Annotated in this window: 13 protein-coding genes; all 13 read left to right on the forward strand. The window is 44.2% G+C overall.

Going from position 1 to position 17,212, the window contains the following annotated elements:
* The first annotated feature begins 2 nt into the window (after positions 1-2).
* The 13 genes from DZC79_RS15115 to DZC79_RS15175 all read left to right on the forward strand — a co-directional run bounded on the left by DZC79_RS15115 (position 3) and on the right by DZC79_RS15175 (position 16,926).
* On the forward strand, positions 3-578 hold the full coding sequence (locus DZC79_RS15115; protein ID WP_118952441.1) for an acyltransferase: 576 nt from the start codon (positions 3-5) through the stop codon (positions 576-578).
* A gap of 55 nt (positions 579-633) precedes the next feature.
* Complete coding sequence (locus DZC79_RS15120; RefSeq protein ID WP_118952442.1) at positions 634-1,656, forward strand: Gfo/Idh/MocA family protein; 1,023 nt, start codon at positions 634-636, stop codon at positions 1,654-1,656.
* A 2-nt stretch (positions 1,657-1,658) separates the two neighbouring features.
* Positions 1,659-2,852, forward strand: a complete 1,194-nt coding sequence (gene lhgO, locus DZC79_RS15125; protein ID WP_118952443.1) for an L-2-hydroxyglutarate oxidase — start codon at positions 1,659-1,661, stop codon at positions 2,850-2,852.
* Positions 2,853-2,857: 5 nt separating this feature from the next.
* The gene (locus DZC79_RS15130) at positions 2,858-3,958 is read left to right on the forward strand and encodes a DegT/DnrJ/EryC1/StrS family aminotransferase (protein WP_118952444.1); all 1,101 of its coding nucleotides are present in this window, start codon (positions 2,858-2,860) and stop codon (positions 3,956-3,958) included.
* Positions 3,955-4,908, forward strand: a complete 954-nt coding sequence (locus tag DZC79_RS15135; protein WP_118952445.1) for an NAD-dependent epimerase/dehydratase family protein — start codon at positions 3,955-3,957, stop codon at positions 4,906-4,908. Before DZC79_RS15130 ends, DZC79_RS15135 begins: the two co-directional genes overlap by 4 nt.
* A 97-nt stretch (positions 4,909-5,005) precedes the next feature.
* The gene (locus tag DZC79_RS15140) at positions 5,006-5,923 is read left to right on the forward strand and encodes an NAD-dependent epimerase/dehydratase family protein (protein WP_118952446.1); all 918 of its coding nucleotides are present in this window, start codon (positions 5,006-5,008) and stop codon (positions 5,921-5,923) included.
* Positions 5,901-6,593, forward strand: coding sequence for a metallophosphoesterase family protein (locus DZC79_RS15145; RefSeq protein WP_118952447.1), 693 nt, complete (start codon positions 5,901-5,903; stop codon positions 6,591-6,593). The genes DZC79_RS15140 and DZC79_RS15145 overlap by 23 nt, the downstream gene beginning before the upstream one ends.
* Positions 6,583-7,647: an ATP-grasp domain-containing protein gene (locus tag DZC79_RS15150; protein ID WP_118952448.1), complete on the forward strand. Its 1,065-nt coding sequence runs from the start codon at positions 6,583-6,585 to the stop codon at positions 7,645-7,647. Before DZC79_RS15145 ends, DZC79_RS15150 begins: the two co-directional genes overlap by 11 nt.
* Before the next feature lie 53 nt (positions 7,648-7,700).
* On the forward strand, positions 7,701-8,450 hold the full coding sequence (locus DZC79_RS15155; RefSeq protein WP_118952449.1) for a polysaccharide deacetylase family protein: 750 nt from the start codon (positions 7,701-7,703) through the stop codon (positions 8,448-8,450).
* The gene (locus tag DZC79_RS15160; protein WP_118952450.1) at positions 8,450-9,352 is read left to right on the forward strand and encodes a UDP-3-O-(3-hydroxymyristoyl)glucosamine N-acyltransferase; all 903 of its coding nucleotides are present in this window, start codon (positions 8,450-8,452) and stop codon (positions 9,350-9,352) included. Before DZC79_RS15155 ends, DZC79_RS15160 begins: the two co-directional genes overlap by 1 nt.
* A gap of 41 nt (positions 9,353-9,393) precedes the next feature.
* Entirely contained in the window at positions 9,394-10,578 is a 1,185-nt protein-coding gene (locus tag DZC79_RS15165; RefSeq protein ID WP_157977177.1) for a glycosyltransferase, read from the forward strand.
* A gap of 62 nt (positions 10,579-10,640) precedes the next feature.
* Positions 10,641-12,101, forward strand: coding sequence for a lipopolysaccharide biosynthesis protein (locus DZC79_RS15170; protein ID WP_118952452.1), 1,461 nt, complete (start codon positions 10,641-10,643; stop codon positions 12,099-12,101).
* 667 nt (positions 12,102-12,768) lie between these two features.
* Positions 12,769-16,926, forward strand: coding sequence for a T9SS type A sorting domain-containing protein (locus tag DZC79_RS15175; RefSeq protein WP_157977178.1), 4,158 nt, complete (start codon positions 12,769-12,771; stop codon positions 16,924-16,926).
* Positions 16,927-17,212: the final 286 nt, after the last annotated feature.

Raw genomic sequence — 17,212 nt, forward strand, 5'->3', positions numbered from 1 at the left:
ATATGCCTGATTACTATGTACACGAAACAGCCGTTATCGACGAAGGCTGTACCATTGGAAAGGATGCCAAAATATGGCACTTTTCCCACATCATGCCTAAATGTGTTATCGGTGAGGCCTGCAACATAGGCCAGAACTGTGTTATCTTTCCCAACGTAGTGCTGGGCCGGAATGTAAAAGTCCAGAATAACGTTTCTATCTACGAAGGCGTAACCTGCGATGAAGACGTATTTCTCGGTCCTTCCATGGTATTTACCAATGTTATCAATCCGCGCAGCGGCGTCAACCGCCGCGGGCAATATGCCAGAACGCATGTAGGAAAAGGCGCCTCTATCGGTGCAAACGCTACTATCGTTTGCGGACACGACATTGGCGCCTTCGCTTTTATAGGCGCCGGCGCCGTGGTTACCAAAACAGTGCCTTCCTATGCGTTGGTGGTAGGCAATCCGGCCAGGCAGATCGGTTGGATGAGCGAATATGGCCACCGGCTGGAGTTTGATGCGGCCAATAAGGCCACCTGCCCCGAAAGCGGCCAGGAATATGAGCTCGGCGAAAACGGGGTAACCCGGATCGTATAAGCTATGGCATGATTATTGCTATAGCGCACGTAAATAATAAACTTACTTTGAAATAATGGTTGCTTCAGATCAGAAAGTAAAATTTGCCGTAATAGGATGCGGCCACATTGGTAAAAGGCATGCGGAAATGGTAAAACGCAATGCCGAAAGCGAGCTGGTCGCATTGATCGATGTTAAGGAAAAAAGCCAGCTGGGTATTGAGAGCTACGACGTACCCTTTTTTAGTTCACTGGAAGCCTTTCTGGCATCCGGTATTGAGACCGATGTGATCAATATCGCATCGCCCAATGGGTTTCATGCGCAGCAGGCCCTGCAGGCGCTTGACGCACGCAAGCACATCGTGATCGAAAAACCGATGGCATTGAACAAGCAGGATGCGGAGAAGGTCATTTTCAAGGCGCTGCACGTACACAAGCAGGTATTTGCTGTGATGCAGAACCGCTACTCCCCGCCCAGCGTTTGGATCAAAGAGCTGATCGAAAGCGGTAAGCTGGGACAGATCTATATGATGCAGCTGAATTGCTACTGGAACCGTGACAACCGGTACTACAAGCCCGACAGCTGGCATGGCAAAAAGGACCTGGACGGCGGTACGCTGTTTACCCAGTTCTCGCACTTCATCGATATCATGTACTGGCTGTTCGGCGATATCCAGAATATCCAGGGCAAGTTCAACGACTTTAACCATAAGGACCTGACCGATTTCGAAGACAGCGGCTTTGTAAGCTTTGATTTCGTGAATGGTGGTATGGGCTGCCTTAACTATTCCACCTCGGTATGGAACCAGAATCTCGAAAGCTCTATGACGATCATAGCCGAGAACGGCTCCATAAAGATCGGTGGTCAATATATGGATAAGGTAGAATACTGCCATGTAAAGGACTATGAAATGCCCCAGCTGGCGCCTACCAATCCCGGCAACGACTATGGCGCTTACAAAGGCTCGGCGGCCAACCATCACTATGTGATCGAGAATGTTGTGGATGTGCTGAAAGGCAGGGCGGCCATTACCACTAATGCGCTTGAAGGCCTTAAAGTGGTAGACATTATCGAGAAAATTTACGCTCTGAACAAGTAATAATGGAATCAGCACTAGGCGTCATAGGAGGAGGTATCGTAGGGTTGGCCGTGGCGTATAAGCTGCAGCTGAGGTATCCGGATAAGAAGATCATTGTTTTTGAAAAGGATGCGGAAATCGGAATGCACCAGTCGGGCCGCAACAGCGGAGTGCTGCACTGCGGGTTATATTATGAGCCCGGATCTTTAAAGGCAAAACTGGCTGTCTCCGGCATAAGGCAGATGACTGCATTCTGCCGGGAACACGAGATACAGCATGAAATTTGTGGCAAGGTAGTCGTCGCATCAGATGAAAGAGAGGCCGGCTTCCTTAAAAATTTACATGCGCGGGGTACTGCAAATGGCTTGCAGGGATTGGAATTTCTTACGGGAGCGGCCTTGGCGCAACGCGAACCCTATGTTTCGGCAAAAGAGGCATTGCTGGTGCCGGAGGAAGGAATCGTGGACTATAAAGCGGTAATGCAAAAGCTAAAGGAGCTTATCCTGGCCAGGAATGGAGCCGTGCTGATGGGTACCAGGATCAATAAGGTAGTGGAGGGGAATAATGAGGTGATTGTATCAGATGGCACAAAGGAATGGAAGCTTGATGCCGTAGTAAGCTGCGCAGGCCTTCATTCTGACAGGATATACCGGCAATTTACACGTCAGAGGAGGCCGTTGCGTATCGTGCCTTTCAGGGGAGAATATATGATGCTGAAACCCGAAGCAAAGCATCTGGTCAACCATTTGGTATATCCCGTGCCCGATCCAGAGTATCCCTTTTTGGGCGTGCATTTTACCAGGATGATATCGGGTGCACGGGAAGTAGGCCCCAATGCCGTATTTGCGTTAAAAAGAGAAGGATATGTGAACACGCAATTTTCCCTTAAGGATACGGTTGATGCAGTCACCTACAAGGGTTTCATGGCCTTTCTTGCTAAAAACTTCTCTTTTAGTATGGGCGAATTTTATAGCTCCATTAATGCAAAAGCTTTCCTGAAGAAGGCTCAAAAGCTGATACCAGATATAAAGATGGAGCATTTTGTGAAAGGAACTGCCGGTGTAAGGGCCCAGGCTATGGACGCCAGGGGAAAGCTAATCATGGACTTTAATGTGATCAGGCAGGGACGGCAGGTGCATGTCTTAAATGCGCCTTCGCCCGGAGCTACGGCATCGCTGGCCATCGCCGATTATATCATCAGTGAATATATAAACTAAAAACTATGGATTTCATCCCTTTGGCAAGCCCCGATATCCGGGACGCGGATATCGAACTGGTCAACCAGGTTCTAAGATCAGGAATGCTGATCCAGGGAGCCTATGTAAATAAGCTGGAAGGCGAATTCAGGCAAATTACGAATACCGGTGCGGCAATAGCTGTATCTAACGGTACTGCAACTTTGCATCTCGCCCTGAAAGTGTTGGGCATAGGGCCGGGAGATGAAGTGATCGTTCCTGCATTCTCTTATGTGGCTACAGCCAACGTTGTGGAGCTGGTAGGAGCCACACCTATTTTTGTAGATATTGATCTTGCGACGTTCAACATAGATGTTGCGGGAATAGAAGAAAAGATCACCAGCCGCACCAGGGCTATCATTCCGGTTCATGAATTTGGCCTGGCATGCGATATAGCATCGGTATGCGTCCTGGCGAAGAAGCATAACCTATTCGTGATCGAAGATGCAGCCTGCGCCTTGGGAGCTACTCAGAATGACCAGCCTGTAGGCAGCTTCGGCGATTTCGGATCTTTTTCCCTGCATCCCAGGAAATCTATAACCAGTGGGGAAGGCGGCATCATTACGACCAATTCGCCGGCATTTGAACAAAAGCTCCGGCAGCTCCGGAACCACGGCATTGAGATGGAGGGCGGGAAAATGATATTCGAGGAAGCCGGCTTCAATTACCGTATGACGGACATTCAGGCAGCGCTGGCTTATAGCCAGATACTGCGCTTGCAGACCATATTGAAGGACAAGCAGCGATTGGCAGAAATATATTTCAATGAAATTAAGCGCGAAGGAATAGTGCTGCCATATGTCCCCAAGGGAATGAACCATACCTGGCAAACCTTCCATGTGCTGCTGGGCGAAGATCTTGACCAGGCACATACAATACAGGCTTTAAGAAACGAAAATATTGGCGTGAACTATGGCGCCCAGTGTATTCCTGCTCAGAAGTATTATCTGAAAAAATATGAATTGGATTCGGCCACCCTTTTTCCCAATGCGCTCAGAGCATATCAAAAAGGAATAGCCTTGCCACTTTACGAAAAACTGACCGACAAACAAATTTCAGCAATTGCGCAAAAAGTAAATAAACTATGATAACGAACAAGAACATCTTCATTACCGGAGGAGCCGGGTTTATTGCTAACACTTTGATCCGGCAATATGTTGAGCACAACAAGATCACCGTGTATGATAACTTTCACCGGGATACGCTGAGCGGCAGCGGACTTGCAGATCATCCCAACATCAGGATCATTAAAGGAGATGTGCTGGACCTTCCCCTGTTGACGGAAAGTATGAAGGGTGCAGATATTGTTGTGCATGCGGCGGGTATCGCCGGTATTGATACTGTAGTAAAAGACCCGGTGCGGACAATGACCGTAAACATGATCGGTACCGCCAACGCATTGGAGGCAGCCCATAAGAATGGGGTAAAGGACCGCTTTATCGATTTCTCTACTTCCGAAATATTTGGGTCCATGGCCTATAAATCTACGGAAGAGGACAACACCGTTGCGGGTTCGGCCGGGGAGGCCCGTTGGGTATACGCGGTTAGTAAGCTGGCCGGCGAACATCTTGCGCACGCCTATTACAAGCAGTACAATTTGCCGGTAGTAACAGTAAGGCCGTTTAACGTATACGGGCCGGGACAAACAGGTGAAGGCGCGCTGCAGATATTCATTAAAAGAGCGTTGAAGAACGAAGAGATATTCATCAATGGCGATGGTGCCCAGATCAGGGCCTGGTGCTACGTAGATGATTTTGTCGATTGCCTGATCAGGTGTATCGAAGATCCTAAAGCCGTTGGTCACAGCTTTAACCTGGGCAACCAAAGGGCCGTAATCACTACACTGGGTCTTGCGCAAACGGTTTGCCGCGTACTGGGCTCATCCTCCAAAATCAGTCACAAACCAGCCTTAAGCGCCGATATCGAATTGAGGATACCCAGTGTGACTAAAACTGAAGAGGTGCTGGGCTTTAAAGCCAAAGTCGATCTGGAGGAGGGTATCAGAAATACGGCTGAATATTTTAAAAGCATTGTGTAGGTTACAGATGGGGCAGGCGGCAGCAAAATGGATAAGCAGTTAGCTGCGTACATTGCTGCTTCTGCTTTGTAGCGGTAAATAATAATTTTCCGATACTATGAATGTCAGAAACAGGATAATAGTTACCGGGGCTGGTGGCCTCATTGGTTCCTATGCTATGCGTGATTTGCACAGCAGGGGATTCGATGTTTTGGGAATATATAGTGAACGTACGAGGCCGGCAGCCAATGCTCCCTGGCCTTATCTTATTTTAGATCTGGCCAAAGACCATATCCCGCAAAGCATATTATCGGAAAACGATACTGTTGTCCATTGTGCAGCCCAGATTCCTGTAACCTTTGCAGATACCGAGCAGATTTATCATAAGAATAAGCAAATAGATGACAATATTATTGCTGCGGTACAAGAGAATGGAGCGCACTTGATCTTTATTTCTTCCACAAGTGTTTATGGGCTTTCCAAAGATGAAAGGAACGAGGAAAGTGTCGTGAACATCAACAATCTTTACAGCCGGGGTAAGTATGAAACAGAGCAGAAAATAGGTCGACTGTTGTCGGAGAAGAAGAAAATAATCCTGCGAATTAATGCTCCTTATGCACCGGAGCAACGGAACAGTACCGTTTTGAAAATCTTTATTGAGAAAGCGTTATCTGACCAGCCTATTTCTTATCATGGACAAGGAAACAGGGAACAGGACTTTACTGCTGCATCTGATGTCGCTTCTGCAATTGCGGCAGCGCATGTAGCAGATGTTTCGGCAAATGGTGTATTCAATATTTCAGGTGGAGCACCAATAAATATGCGGGAACTGGCAGCACTTATCGTTGGATTGATTCCTGGCTGCAAGAGTACAATAACCTCTTCGGGGGCAGCCGATGAGCAGGAAGCGTACAAGGCTAATTTCTCTATTGAAAAGGCGGAGAAGTTTTTAAGATGGAAGCCGAAGGTTCGGCTTAGGGACGGCATACTTCATTGGGTCAATCATTATAAAGATGAAAATCGGGATATTTTCTGATGCTCACGGCAATGAAATTGGATTTGAGCAATGCCTGCATTGGCTCAGATCGGTTGCTGATGAAATTTATTTTTTGGGAGATGCCGTTGGTTATTTTCCTTTCCCCAATGAGATAATCGATGAATTGAGGACCGGTGCAAAGATTCATTCCCTGATGGGTAACCACGATGCAATGTTATTGGGATTCCTGGCCTATGAAGAAAGCAAGGAAGATATTTACAGGTTGAAGCAATCGAAGGAAAAATTGTCAGCTGCGAATGAAAAGTTCATGGAGCGCCTTACGCCATTTAGAGAGCTGAATATCGATGGGAAGCGCGTGCTATTCGTTCACGGTAGCCCTCACAATCCTTTGAATGGCTATTTTTATCCGGATACGTCCGTTGAGCAATTTGAACATGTACCCTATGATGTTATTTTTATGGGGCACACGCACCGCTCGTTTATAAAAGAAATAAACCAGAAGCTGATTGTCAATGTGGGCTCCTGTGGATTTTCAAGGGATATCGGTAATGTAATAACAGCGGCATTATATGATACGGTCACAGACAATATTGAAATGAATCATCTATGCCTGGATATTGATCTGGTTCTGAAAAAATACGAGAATGATATTCACGACTCTGTAAAAGAAGTATTAAGAAGAAACAACAAGCCTATTCATGAAACATGACATTACAGTTTTAGTCACCGGGGTAGGAGGAGGTGGTTTGGGAGAGCAACTGATCAAATCGCTACGGCTATCGGAAACGGTCAATTATAAAATTGTTGGCACTGACGTTACGGAACAAAGTAAAGGTTTGATGGAAGTTGATATCCCACACATCGTTCCTTTTGCCAATGATCCTGGTTATATACTCCAGCTGCTCACTCTTTGTGCAAAATATGATGTGAAAGCTGTATTTCCAGGGTCGGAGCCGGAGCTGAAAGCAATCAGCGATCACTATGAAGCGTTTATTGCAGCAGGTATTTTTTTGCCGATCAATCCTCGGGAAGTGTTGGATATATGTTTTGATAAATTCAAAACGGTTACTTTCTTAAAGGAAAATGGATTTGCATATCCTAAGTCTCAACATGTGAGCGCTGAAGCCGATTTGGGGAAAATCGACTTTTTACCAGCCGTGCTCAAACCCTCCGTGGGCGGCAGTGGCTCTGCGAACATCATGATTGCGCAAACACAAGAGGAATTGATCGTATTTGGAAAATATCTTTTGACCATTTATAACGAGTATATCGTTCAGGAGTATGTGGGTACCGCGGACCATGAATATACTATAGGCGTGTTAATTGATATGGAAGGCACTTTAATCAATTCCATAGGTATTAGGCGCAATATTATAGCAGGTTTGGGTAACAAGATCAAAATTAAGAACAGGACAGGAAAACGAGACTTAGGATCGCACCTCGTTGTCAGTAGTGGTATATCGCAGGGCGAAGTGGGAAAGTATGAAATGGTAACCAGGGCATGTGAGCGGTTGGCGCTGGCCTTGGGTGCAAGAAGCGCTCTGAATATTCAGTGTCGCTATTACGAAGGTAAAGTTTATGTGTTCGAGATCAATCCGAGATATTCGGGAACTACATCTTTACGGGCTATGGCTGGTTATAATGAGCCTGATATAATGGTGAGAAAATATTTACTCGGCGAGGCAATAACACCCAATTTTGATTTCGAACATTGTACCATAATGAGGGGATTGCAGGAGGTAATAATAGCTCCCATACAGTAAAAACAATGGTCCGGGAAACGATGAGCCGGGAGTAATAAGTGTAAATTTTTTTTATGGATAATGCGACACGATACCATTTCTCCGATTTTACCTTGTCTGAATATGATCTGCTGATTAAGAAGGCGAAGGAAGATTATATATTTCGATCTTTCCATGATTTTGGAAAGGATGAGCGTTTTATTCTTTGGCGGCATGATGTGGACTTTTCAATGCATGCAGCAAGAAACCTGGCTCAAATTGAACATCAGAATGGTGTAAAGTCTACTTTTTTTATATTGCCACATAGTGAATATTACAACCTGTTCGAGAAGGAGATCACAGATCTGGTGAAAGAAATTATTGCATTGGGGCATGAGATTGGCCTGCACTTCGACAGTCATTATTATGGCATTAATAATGAAAAAGATCTCAATAAATACTTGCTGCAGGAAAAACGTTGGCTGGAAGAAATATTTAAAATAGACATCAAAGTATTTTCATTTCACGTCACTACGCCCTTTACCATGACTTGTGAAGCGTGGACCTATGCCGGGCTGATCAATACTTATGCATCATATTTCAAAGAGAACGTGGAATACTGCTCCGATAGTCATGGCCGCTGGCGTTTTAAACGATTAAAAGAACTGTTGGCAGAGGCCTCAGCCCCTTGTCTGCATATACTGACTCATCCGGAATGGTGGCAGCAAGAGCCAATGTCTCCCTGGCAGAAGATAGATCGATGCGTTTCACTAAGAGCCGAAAAAAACAGAGAATTTTATAAAGCAGCCTTGGTTAAACTTAATACCCCAAATATAGATTGGTAATGAGAAAAATTTCAATTGAAGAGCTTATTGCCCTGGTACCTCAATATAGTATTGCAGGAGATCCCTCCGGAAAGTACTTTACAAACATTAAGGTAATCAATGAGGCCAATCAGGAGTCGCTTGTTTGGGTCTCTCCATTGCGAAAAGATAAGCAGCAACTGCTGGATGAAACGCTTGCAGATATTATTATTTGTGATAGTTCTGTGGATGTGTCCCGGGTTAAGGATAATGGTAAATGCTGCCTTATCGTTGACAATCCAAAGCTGATTTTCCTAAGGATCGCTTCCGAATTCTTTTCTCCGAAGATAGTGCCGGGTATTCATCCCTCTGCTGTTATCCATCCTGATGCGGTAATAGCAGAAGGAGTATATATAGGGCCTAATTCAAGCATCGGGGCCTGTATTATAGGCGCGGGATCCGTAATTCATGGTAACTGCCATTTGTATAGTAATGTAACTGTAGGTAAGCATGTTACTATTAATGCCGGAACTGTTATAGGAGCTGATGGATTTGGCTATTCAAAAAATGAGCAGGGAGAATTTGAAAAATTCCCGCATATTGGCGGCGTTGTTATTGAAGATAATGTGGAAATTGGCGCCAATACCTGTATTGATAAGGGCACGCTTGGGAATACGCTTATCAGGAAAGGGGCCAAGATTGATAATTTGGTTCATATTGCTCATAACGTCGTGGTCGGTCAGAACTCAGTTGTAATCGCACTGGCAATGATCGGAGGTAGTACGGTTATAGAAGATAATGTTTGGGTTGCTCCAGCTTCAGCTATTCGCGATGGAATCATAATAGGTGCCAACAGCACAGTAGGCATGGGCGCAATCGTTACCAAGCCTATACCTGTTGAAGAAGTCTGGATTGGTAATCCTGCGAAAAAAATGAGCAAATAGAAGCAATAAGTATTATTTGGGAAAAATAAAGACTTATATAATTGAGAAAAAAGAGAGTATTAATATTGAACAATGGGGTAAGTCAGAGAAATCCAGCATTGGTCAGCTTTGTAAAGGCGCTACAAAATGATTACCAGATTGTCATTGTAGGTAAGGAAAGAAGTTTTGAGGAGGCAAAAGCTCCAGGTATAAAATATATCGGGAATCATCGCTTGGTAAAGCTGCTGGACCTGTTGCATGAAATTCTGAGAAGACTCCTGAAATTGAGTGGCAAGAATTTGGGGAGGCGAGTCAGCATATACATACATGTGTACCTGTATAATTTCCTTTCTTTCTTCAGGCTGTTCTTCCTGAAATTTGACCTTGTTCTTTGCCTGGAAACTGAAGCGCTTGAAAACTCGAAAAGGTTAAAGTTTTTTTTCAGGAAGCCTGTCGCCTACTTTATCTACGAAATATATGCGCAGCAGGTTGTTGATACAGATCACAGATTAAAGAAACTAATGACCAATATCGAAAGGAAGGGGCTTACCCATGCAGATATTATTATCGGCAGTGTAAACGACGTTTTAGGAAATTACCTGTTGAAGGAATACGGATTGGAAGACAAAGAGCTTATCTCCTTTACAATCTGCCCCGATAATCCCGGCATCTGGTCGGCCCTGGACGATTATGATAAAAGACCTGTGAGGTTTTATTACCACGGGGCTTTATTCATAAACCGCGGCCTGGAGAACGCGATCCTGGCCATGAAGGATATCGACAATGCCGAACTCTACTATAGGGGTTTCGGAAATTTTGAAGAGCACTTAAAGCAGCTGGTTGCAGAAAATAATCTCGAGCATAAGGTCTTCTTCCTGGATCCCGTAGACACCAGAATGCTGACAGTTGAAGCCACACAATTCGATGTCGGCTTAACGATGGCCAGAATGAATGTTGCCAATCATCTATATGCGTGCGGCTTTAAGACATTTGAGAACACTGCAGCGGGTACCGCGCTCATTGTTCCCGCAAGCTACCCGTTAATCCCATTTATCGAAAAGTACCAGAACGGATTTGTTTACCAGGATGCAACGGTCGAAAATATGCAGCAAGCTTTTAAATACTGCATAGAGAACAGGCATCTTATTAATACCTGGAAGATAAATTCCAGGAAGGCTTACGAGCAGGAATACAACCCGGCAGTCCAGGCATGGCAGCTGGTAGATACTTTTTTCAGATATATATGAATTATTGCTGTTAATAATGGCTGCGCACAGCAGTACAGAATTGATAAATCGAACGGATAAAAATGAGCGCTATCCAGCATATTAAAAAATTAGCAGGCGAAAGTGTGGTTTATGGGCTCTCGGGTATTCTTATCCGGTTCGTGGGGCTCTTAATGCTGCCTTTATTATCGAAGGCGCTTTCTCCTGCCGAGTATGGCATTATAGGAATGTACAGTTCCTCATTCTACATGACATTCTTGTTTGTTGTCTTTGCTATGGATAGCGCTACCTACCGCTATTATTTCGATAGCGGCAACGATGAGGCTACAAAGCGGAATACCCTAGCTACGTGGTATTATTTTCAACTGGCAACTTCCGTTATTCTGGCGCTTCTGCTCTTTCTGTTCAGAGGGCCTCTTGGTGTATTTCTGTTCAAAGATACCAGGAAAAGCATCGAATTAGTAACATTAATGTCGCTTGCTTTATTGATGTACGCGCTGCCCAACATTTTGGAAGCCTGGTACAGGTTGCAACGCAAGCCTTGGGGTGCTTTTTTTTATTCTGTTGCCACGGCCGGTCTAAGCATCATCCTTTCTGCTTATTGTATTCTACAGTTGAAACTCGGTGCAATTGGATTCGTCATTGGTCAGCTCAGTAGCTTTACATTAGGAAGCCTATATGCTATTTTTACTTTAAAAGGCTGGCTTTCTCCCAAATACTTTAACAGGAAGCTGCTCGGAAATATGCTTCGATATGCAGTACCGTTTGTTCCTGCCAATATTGCCAGCCAGGCATTGGCTTTCCTTTTGAATTATTATCTGAAATCAAAACTGAGCTTCTCTGAGGCAGGGTTGTACTATATGGGTAATACAATAGCATCGGTAATTGGACTAGTTACGATGGCTGTAGGCCAGGCTTGGAGTCCTTTCGCCTTTTCCATCGCCGATTCGCCTGATGCAAAACGTATATACAGTGTATCGCTTTCCGTGTATGTTATCTTCATGTGCGGGATATGCTTGGGAATGATGCTGTTCATTCCTGACTTGCTACGCGTTTTTACAAACGAAAAATATTATCCTGCTGCTTGGGTAGGTAGCATCTTGATATTTAATGTTTTTCTTACTAGCACTTGTGTTATTGGCATGACTGGATGTGGGATCGTGAAGAAAACGGCACCCTATGCAAAGGCGGTTATAGTAGCATCCGTTGTATCTGTTGCCTTGATCGTTCCTATGGTAAATTTATTCGGTAAGGAAGGTGCTGCCTTGGCATTATTGCTGGGGCAATTGATTATTCCAGGCTATATTTTCTATGTTTCGCAAAAGTACTATCCTATACCTTATGAATTTGGCAAGCTAGCGATTGCACTCATTATTGCATTCCTGTTGGGTTTACTAGGAAGGCTCTTTTTTACTGATCTAAGTCCTGTGCTCTCCTTCTGCGTTAAAATTTGTGTAATTCTTTTGTTTTATTTTAGTGTTTATAGACTGTTTATGAGTGAATTTAATATTCTAATTAAACAAATTAAGCAAAAATTTGCTTAATTGATGAGCTTTCCTTCTCCCTTTTATTGTTCACAATTTATTCATGTCCTAAATTTGCTGGGTTAAATGCTTTATGCTAGTGAAGCTACATGGCTTCATATTTAATATGGCCTCAGCTCCAATATTCGGGTGTAAATAGCGTTAATGAAACGGTTAAAATGCCCGAATGCAGAAGTATTGACAATTGAAATAAATAAGACGCAGTCTTGCTCTATGGCACAAAAAGACGCTGGATCTGCGTTGTCTTGATTTAAGAAAAAGTCTCACCAAAACTATTTATGGCAATTTGATGTGCCGGAGGATATTATTTACTTCTCCGGGCGTGCAAACTCGTGCCTTTTGATTAATAAAAAAAATTAATATATTCATTTAATTATTTTCTATATACTTAATCTATTTACATTTACACATACGAATGGAGAAAAAAAATCTTTACAACAGCTGTACTGAAGTGATCAATGGTAAAGGAGGAGGCAGACTTGCTAGGGCTATAGTAAGGCATATCTCGCTGGGCTTCTTTTTGGCTTATGCTCATCTGGCCGGAGCGCAGCTTTCTCCGATGGACAGCTTTTTCTTCAATCAGAATTTTACAGATCCGGCTTACAGTTATGATACAAGCCATCCCTATATATTTCAAATGCAGCCGGTTGTTTCCAAACCGGATCTTTTGAATAGATTGGATTCGCTATTCCCTTTTACAGAAGCCAATTTCTGGGGTTCTTATAAAAGACTGCAAATAGCCCCCCAGTTCTATTACGATACGGCACTGAACAATAATTATAACTGGTACTATGATAGCCTGGGCTTTGGTTTAGGACAAACCGATCCCATTATTAATCTGGATTATTCTTTGGATGGCTTTGCCAGGACGACCAGCGCTTTGTATACGCCAGGTACAAATACAGCTACTTCCTGCGAGACTGCCTTTTTTATTTTTCCCGGCTCGGGGACCAATTGCACGAATCAGGTTGCTACAGGTACAGGCTACCATTCCTTGTTTTGCGATACCAAAAACAATCTGAAACAATATGGGGATGTATTTACTTATTGTAAGCCCAATGAAGACTGGCGGGCTATTCTATGGAATGACCGGAAGCTGGCGACCGAAATTGGCTCCGCCTATTTATTGAACTATCTTGACGGAACGGGTCACAAATTAGGCGTTAATGCCAACATAGAATTTTTAGCTTTCCTGAAGCTGTTGAAAAGTAAATACAAGAAAGTAGTGGTGCTCGCGCTCTCCCACGGAGGGCTTAATACCATTATGAGCCTATCCGAAGTTGATGTTGATGGCTATTTGATTTCTGGCGGTTATACGGCGGCTACCTACCTGGTCCAAAGCCAGATCTTCCTGCAGCAAAAGTATTTCGGGAATACCTATAATCTGCATCCCCCGTCCGTTACGAAGAATAATATTATACATGCTAATAGCGAATTTCTGTTTGCTTGGTCGCAGGCAGATGGCCAGGTTGAAAATTCGAATCATTATACGGAAAACTATTTTGGACCGTTACCCAATGTCGCTTATTTCTATGCTTTCCCCTTGCACTCTTTCCCCTATTGTTCTGTCATTGATAGTTTTGTACAGAGGGTCCAGCGCAAGCCCAAGCCATTTATAGAGGCGCTTGATACCGGCTGCACCACTGACAGCATGATCGCCCGTATTACCTTTTGTGGCCAGCCGCCATTCTCGTTTGATGTTTACAGGAACTCGACATTATACAATAGCTATACTTCAAATACAGATACATTCGACATCACCTTAACGCAGGAAGGTAGCTATAGTGTATCCAACTTATATGATGCTACCGCTGTCCCGGGGTACCGGAGCGACACCTTGCTGTATGTAAAAGATTCGGCTGTGAACTTTGAGGTTACTTCCCGGTATTTTAATTGTGACAGCAACAATACACAATTGAGGATACAGCTGAGCGGAACCTCGCCCTGGATTGTAAATTATAATTATAACGGCTCTCTCTACAACGATACCATCCATACAAATACCAGGCAGTATGCGCTGCAAAATGGGAACATTACCTTTTTGAATGTTACAGACAGCAACACTTGCCATAAAGTGCTGACACAAACCTTTGACATTGCCGATTCGCTGGTTGCTATAGACTCTCTGCAGCCGCAGTATTCGTGCGACAGCAACAAGATGCAAATTCATGTTGCCGTAGAAGGAAGAGCGCCCTGGACCATCAGCTATAAAAAAAACGGGATAGCCGCCCAGGTTGTCCTGAATACCAGCGACACCAATCTTTATTTTGATAACGGTCTGTACGAGTTTATTGATGTGACGGATTCCAATTCATGCCATAAAGCAATTGGTCAGGTCTTCAATTTTAATGAATCCCCTATCAGCTACGCCTTCCAGTCCCGGTACTTCGATTGCAGTATCAGTAAAACCAGGCTGAATTTTCAGCTGGGAGGCAGAGCGCCCTGGGTCTTGCATTATTCGAAGAATGGCGTTAGCGACAGTGCTATATTGCCGGCAAGCCCTGCTACCCTGACCGTAGATAATGGCGATTATCATTTTTATGATGTCCGCGACAGCAACAACTGTGTGCAGGTTATCAATGAGGATTATGGAGTACAGGATAGCCTCCCGCAATTTCAGATCCTGGCGCAAGCCTACAGCTGCGATTCCAACAGAACGGAAATGATGATACAGCTAAGCGGAAGAGCACCCTGGGTCCTTTACTACAACAAGAACGGAAACAGCGACAGCTTTATGCTTAGCGCCAGTCTTGATACCTTATACCTGAATAACGGCAATTATAGTTTTTACCAGCTTAAGGATAGTAATAATTGTACCATCAACCTATCCCAGCAGTTTATACTAAACGAACCCCTTGTCGGATATACGTTCCTGTCGCGTTCCTTCGACTGCAGCAGCAGCATGACCAGGCTGAACTTTCAGCTGGAAGGCAAAGCCCCCTGGGTCCTGCATTATTCAAAGAATGGCATTAGCGATAGTGCTACATTCCTGGCAAGCCCTGCTACGCTGACCGTTGATAATGGCGAATATCATTTTTACGCTGTCCGTGACAGTAATAGCTGTATACAGGCGATCAATGAGACCTATTCTGTACACGATAGCCTTCCTCAATTTCAAATAACAGGAAATGGCTTCTTATGCCTTTTGGGGCAAACCCAGCTCAATTATGCGCTGGCCGGAAGAGCGCCATGGACGCTTTCTTACTTGTCGGGAAGCACGCCCGTAACCGTAAATACCAATAGCGTCAATAATTCGCTGTATTTGCTGAACGGGACCTATACTTTCCTTTCGATAGCTGATAGCAACGGATGCGTGCAGCCGATCAATCAGACACTTACTATTGATGAGAACCTGCCAAGCCTGGTAAGCACCCAGATACAGTTCGATTGTTCAAGAGACTCCTTTTTGCTAAAAGTGCAGCTGATTGGAGACAGTCCCTATACATTTTATTATACCAGGAATGGCACACCCGATTCCTTCCTGTTTGGGCACAATTATGACAGTGTATATGTTTCGAGAGGGAATTATCATCTGAGCTCATTTTCCGACAATAACCATTGTGCCTACATTGTGGATACGAATCTGATCCTGACAGATTCTCTCCCCGGCTTATCTGTATTGGCTTCGGGCTTCAGCTGCAGCAAGGATAGCAATTATGTGGCATTGAAGTTTGCGGGGACACCCGGCTGGCAGATACAATATACACTTGATGGTACCAGCTATACCTTCTTTACGAGCGAGGAAACAGATACCTTATGGTCGGGTAACGGGACATTGCAGCTGCAGCAGCTCACCGACTTCAATGGATGTGCAGTAGCGTTGTCAGATATATTCCTGTTTAAAAGCTATTTGCCAAGAGCACAGCTATTGGCTTCTGGCTATGATTGTGTACAGCAAAAAGGGTATTGTGTGTTTGGGTCCAGCGGGAATTTGCCCATAAAATTATATTACACCTATGGAGGGCAGCTCCTGTCAACTCCGCTGGGCAGCAACAGTACAGATACCCTCGGAACGGATACGCTGTGGCTGGATAATGGTGTCTATGAATTTAATGAGGTAACGGATCTTAATGGATGTGCTTTTGCTATAAATTCGACGGTAACCATCGACTATGCACCTTTAACTTTCAGCTATGAAGTAACAGCATACAATTGTGCCAGCAATCTGGGAACCGTAGCTTTGAAAATTCCTACAGGAAATCCCCCTTATGAAATTAAGGTTACGAATAATAATGTTGACGATGTTTTGCAAACAACCACAGGCATCATTTATCATCAGTTTGCTCCCGGTTCCTTCCAGGTGCACAGCGTTACTGATATGACAGGATGCACTATATATCCGGATGTCGAGCTCAATGTTGTCAACGATTCTTTAAAGGATCCGCTGGGCATTTACCTCGATGGGTTGCATGTGAAAACCGACAATACCGGGACTAACTATATTTGGTATTATGATAATGTGCCTGTCGATACTACAGAGGCACCGGTTACCGACTTTATAGGAAACGGTATGTATCATGTAGGCGTTACCAATACCAATGGTTGTATTTACTATACCAGGTCGGTGCTTCTGAATAAAGGAAAATTTGTAGCCTATCCTAATCCGGCAAAGGAGGAAGTCAATATACTGATCGGCTTGCCTAAGGGTGAAACAGCCGATGTAGATCTGCTCGATGCGACTGGCCGCCATATTAAAACAATAACAGTTAAAAATGGTATCCATGTTATGTCGCTGAGAGAACTGGACAACGGCATATATATACTCCGGGTCAACTACAAAGGCATCGGGTACAACTTTGAAAATATCCGGCTTGTAAAACGTTAACGCAGCTGAAATAATGGCTGAAGTCTGGCCATCAGTACTTTTAATTCGGGAATGAGGGACAAATGCATTAAATTTGCTCCTTGTCAATGGTGTGCGGAAGGTAACGTTTTATCGCGTCTGTTGCCTGATCATGGGCTTATTGATTAGCGTGACAGTATTCCCTCTGATCTCAATTTTTTTATATCGGCGTTTTTAAAATGCATGAAAGCGATCTGCTTTTCATTGATATTATCTTGTAATATATAAAATAGCCCTTGGTTGCAGCGCGCGCTTGTTTATGCTGTAT

The sequence above is a fragment of the Taibaiella helva genome (assembly GCF_003545695.1).
Classification (GTDB): Bacteria; Bacteroidota; Bacteroidia; order Chitinophagales; family Chitinophagaceae; genus Taibaiella; species Taibaiella helva.

Coding starts and splice junctions, on each gene's coding strand:
- DZC79_RS15160 (WP_118952450.1), top strand. CDS start 8,450: ATGAGAAAAATTTCAATTGAAGAGCTTATTGCCCTGGTACCTCAATAT.
- DZC79_RS15140 (WP_118952446.1), top strand. CDS start 5,006: ATGAATGTCAGAAACAGGATAATAGTTACCGGGGCTGGTGGCCTCATT.
- DZC79_RS15130 (WP_118952444.1), top strand. CDS start 2,858: ATGGATTTCATCCCTTTGGCAAGCCCCGATATCCGGGACGCGGATATC.
- DZC79_RS15115 (WP_118952441.1), top strand. CDS start 3: ATGCCTGATTACTATGTACACGAAACAGCCGTTATCGACGAAGGCTGT.
- DZC79_RS15120 (WP_118952442.1), top strand. CDS start 634: ATGGTTGCTTCAGATCAGAAAGTAAAATTTGCCGTAATAGGATGCGGC.
- DZC79_RS15150 (WP_118952448.1), top strand. CDS start 6,583: ATGAAACATGACATTACAGTTTTAGTCACCGGGGTAGGAGGAGGTGGT.
- lhgO (WP_118952443.1), top strand. CDS start 1,659: ATGGAATCAGCACTAGGCGTCATAGGAGGAGGTATCGTAGGGTTGGCC.
- DZC79_RS15155 (WP_118952449.1), top strand. CDS start 7,701: ATGGATAATGCGACACGATACCATTTCTCCGATTTTACCTTGTCTGAA.
- DZC79_RS15145 (WP_118952447.1), top strand. CDS start 5,901: ATGAAAATCGGGATATTTTCTGATGCTCACGGCAATGAAATTGGATTT.
- DZC79_RS15135 (WP_118952445.1), top strand. CDS start 3,955: ATGATAACGAACAAGAACATCTTCATTACCGGAGGAGCCGGGTTTATT.
- DZC79_RS15170 (WP_118952452.1), top strand. CDS start 10,641: ATGAGCGCTATCCAGCATATTAAAAAATTAGCAGGCGAAAGTGTGGTT.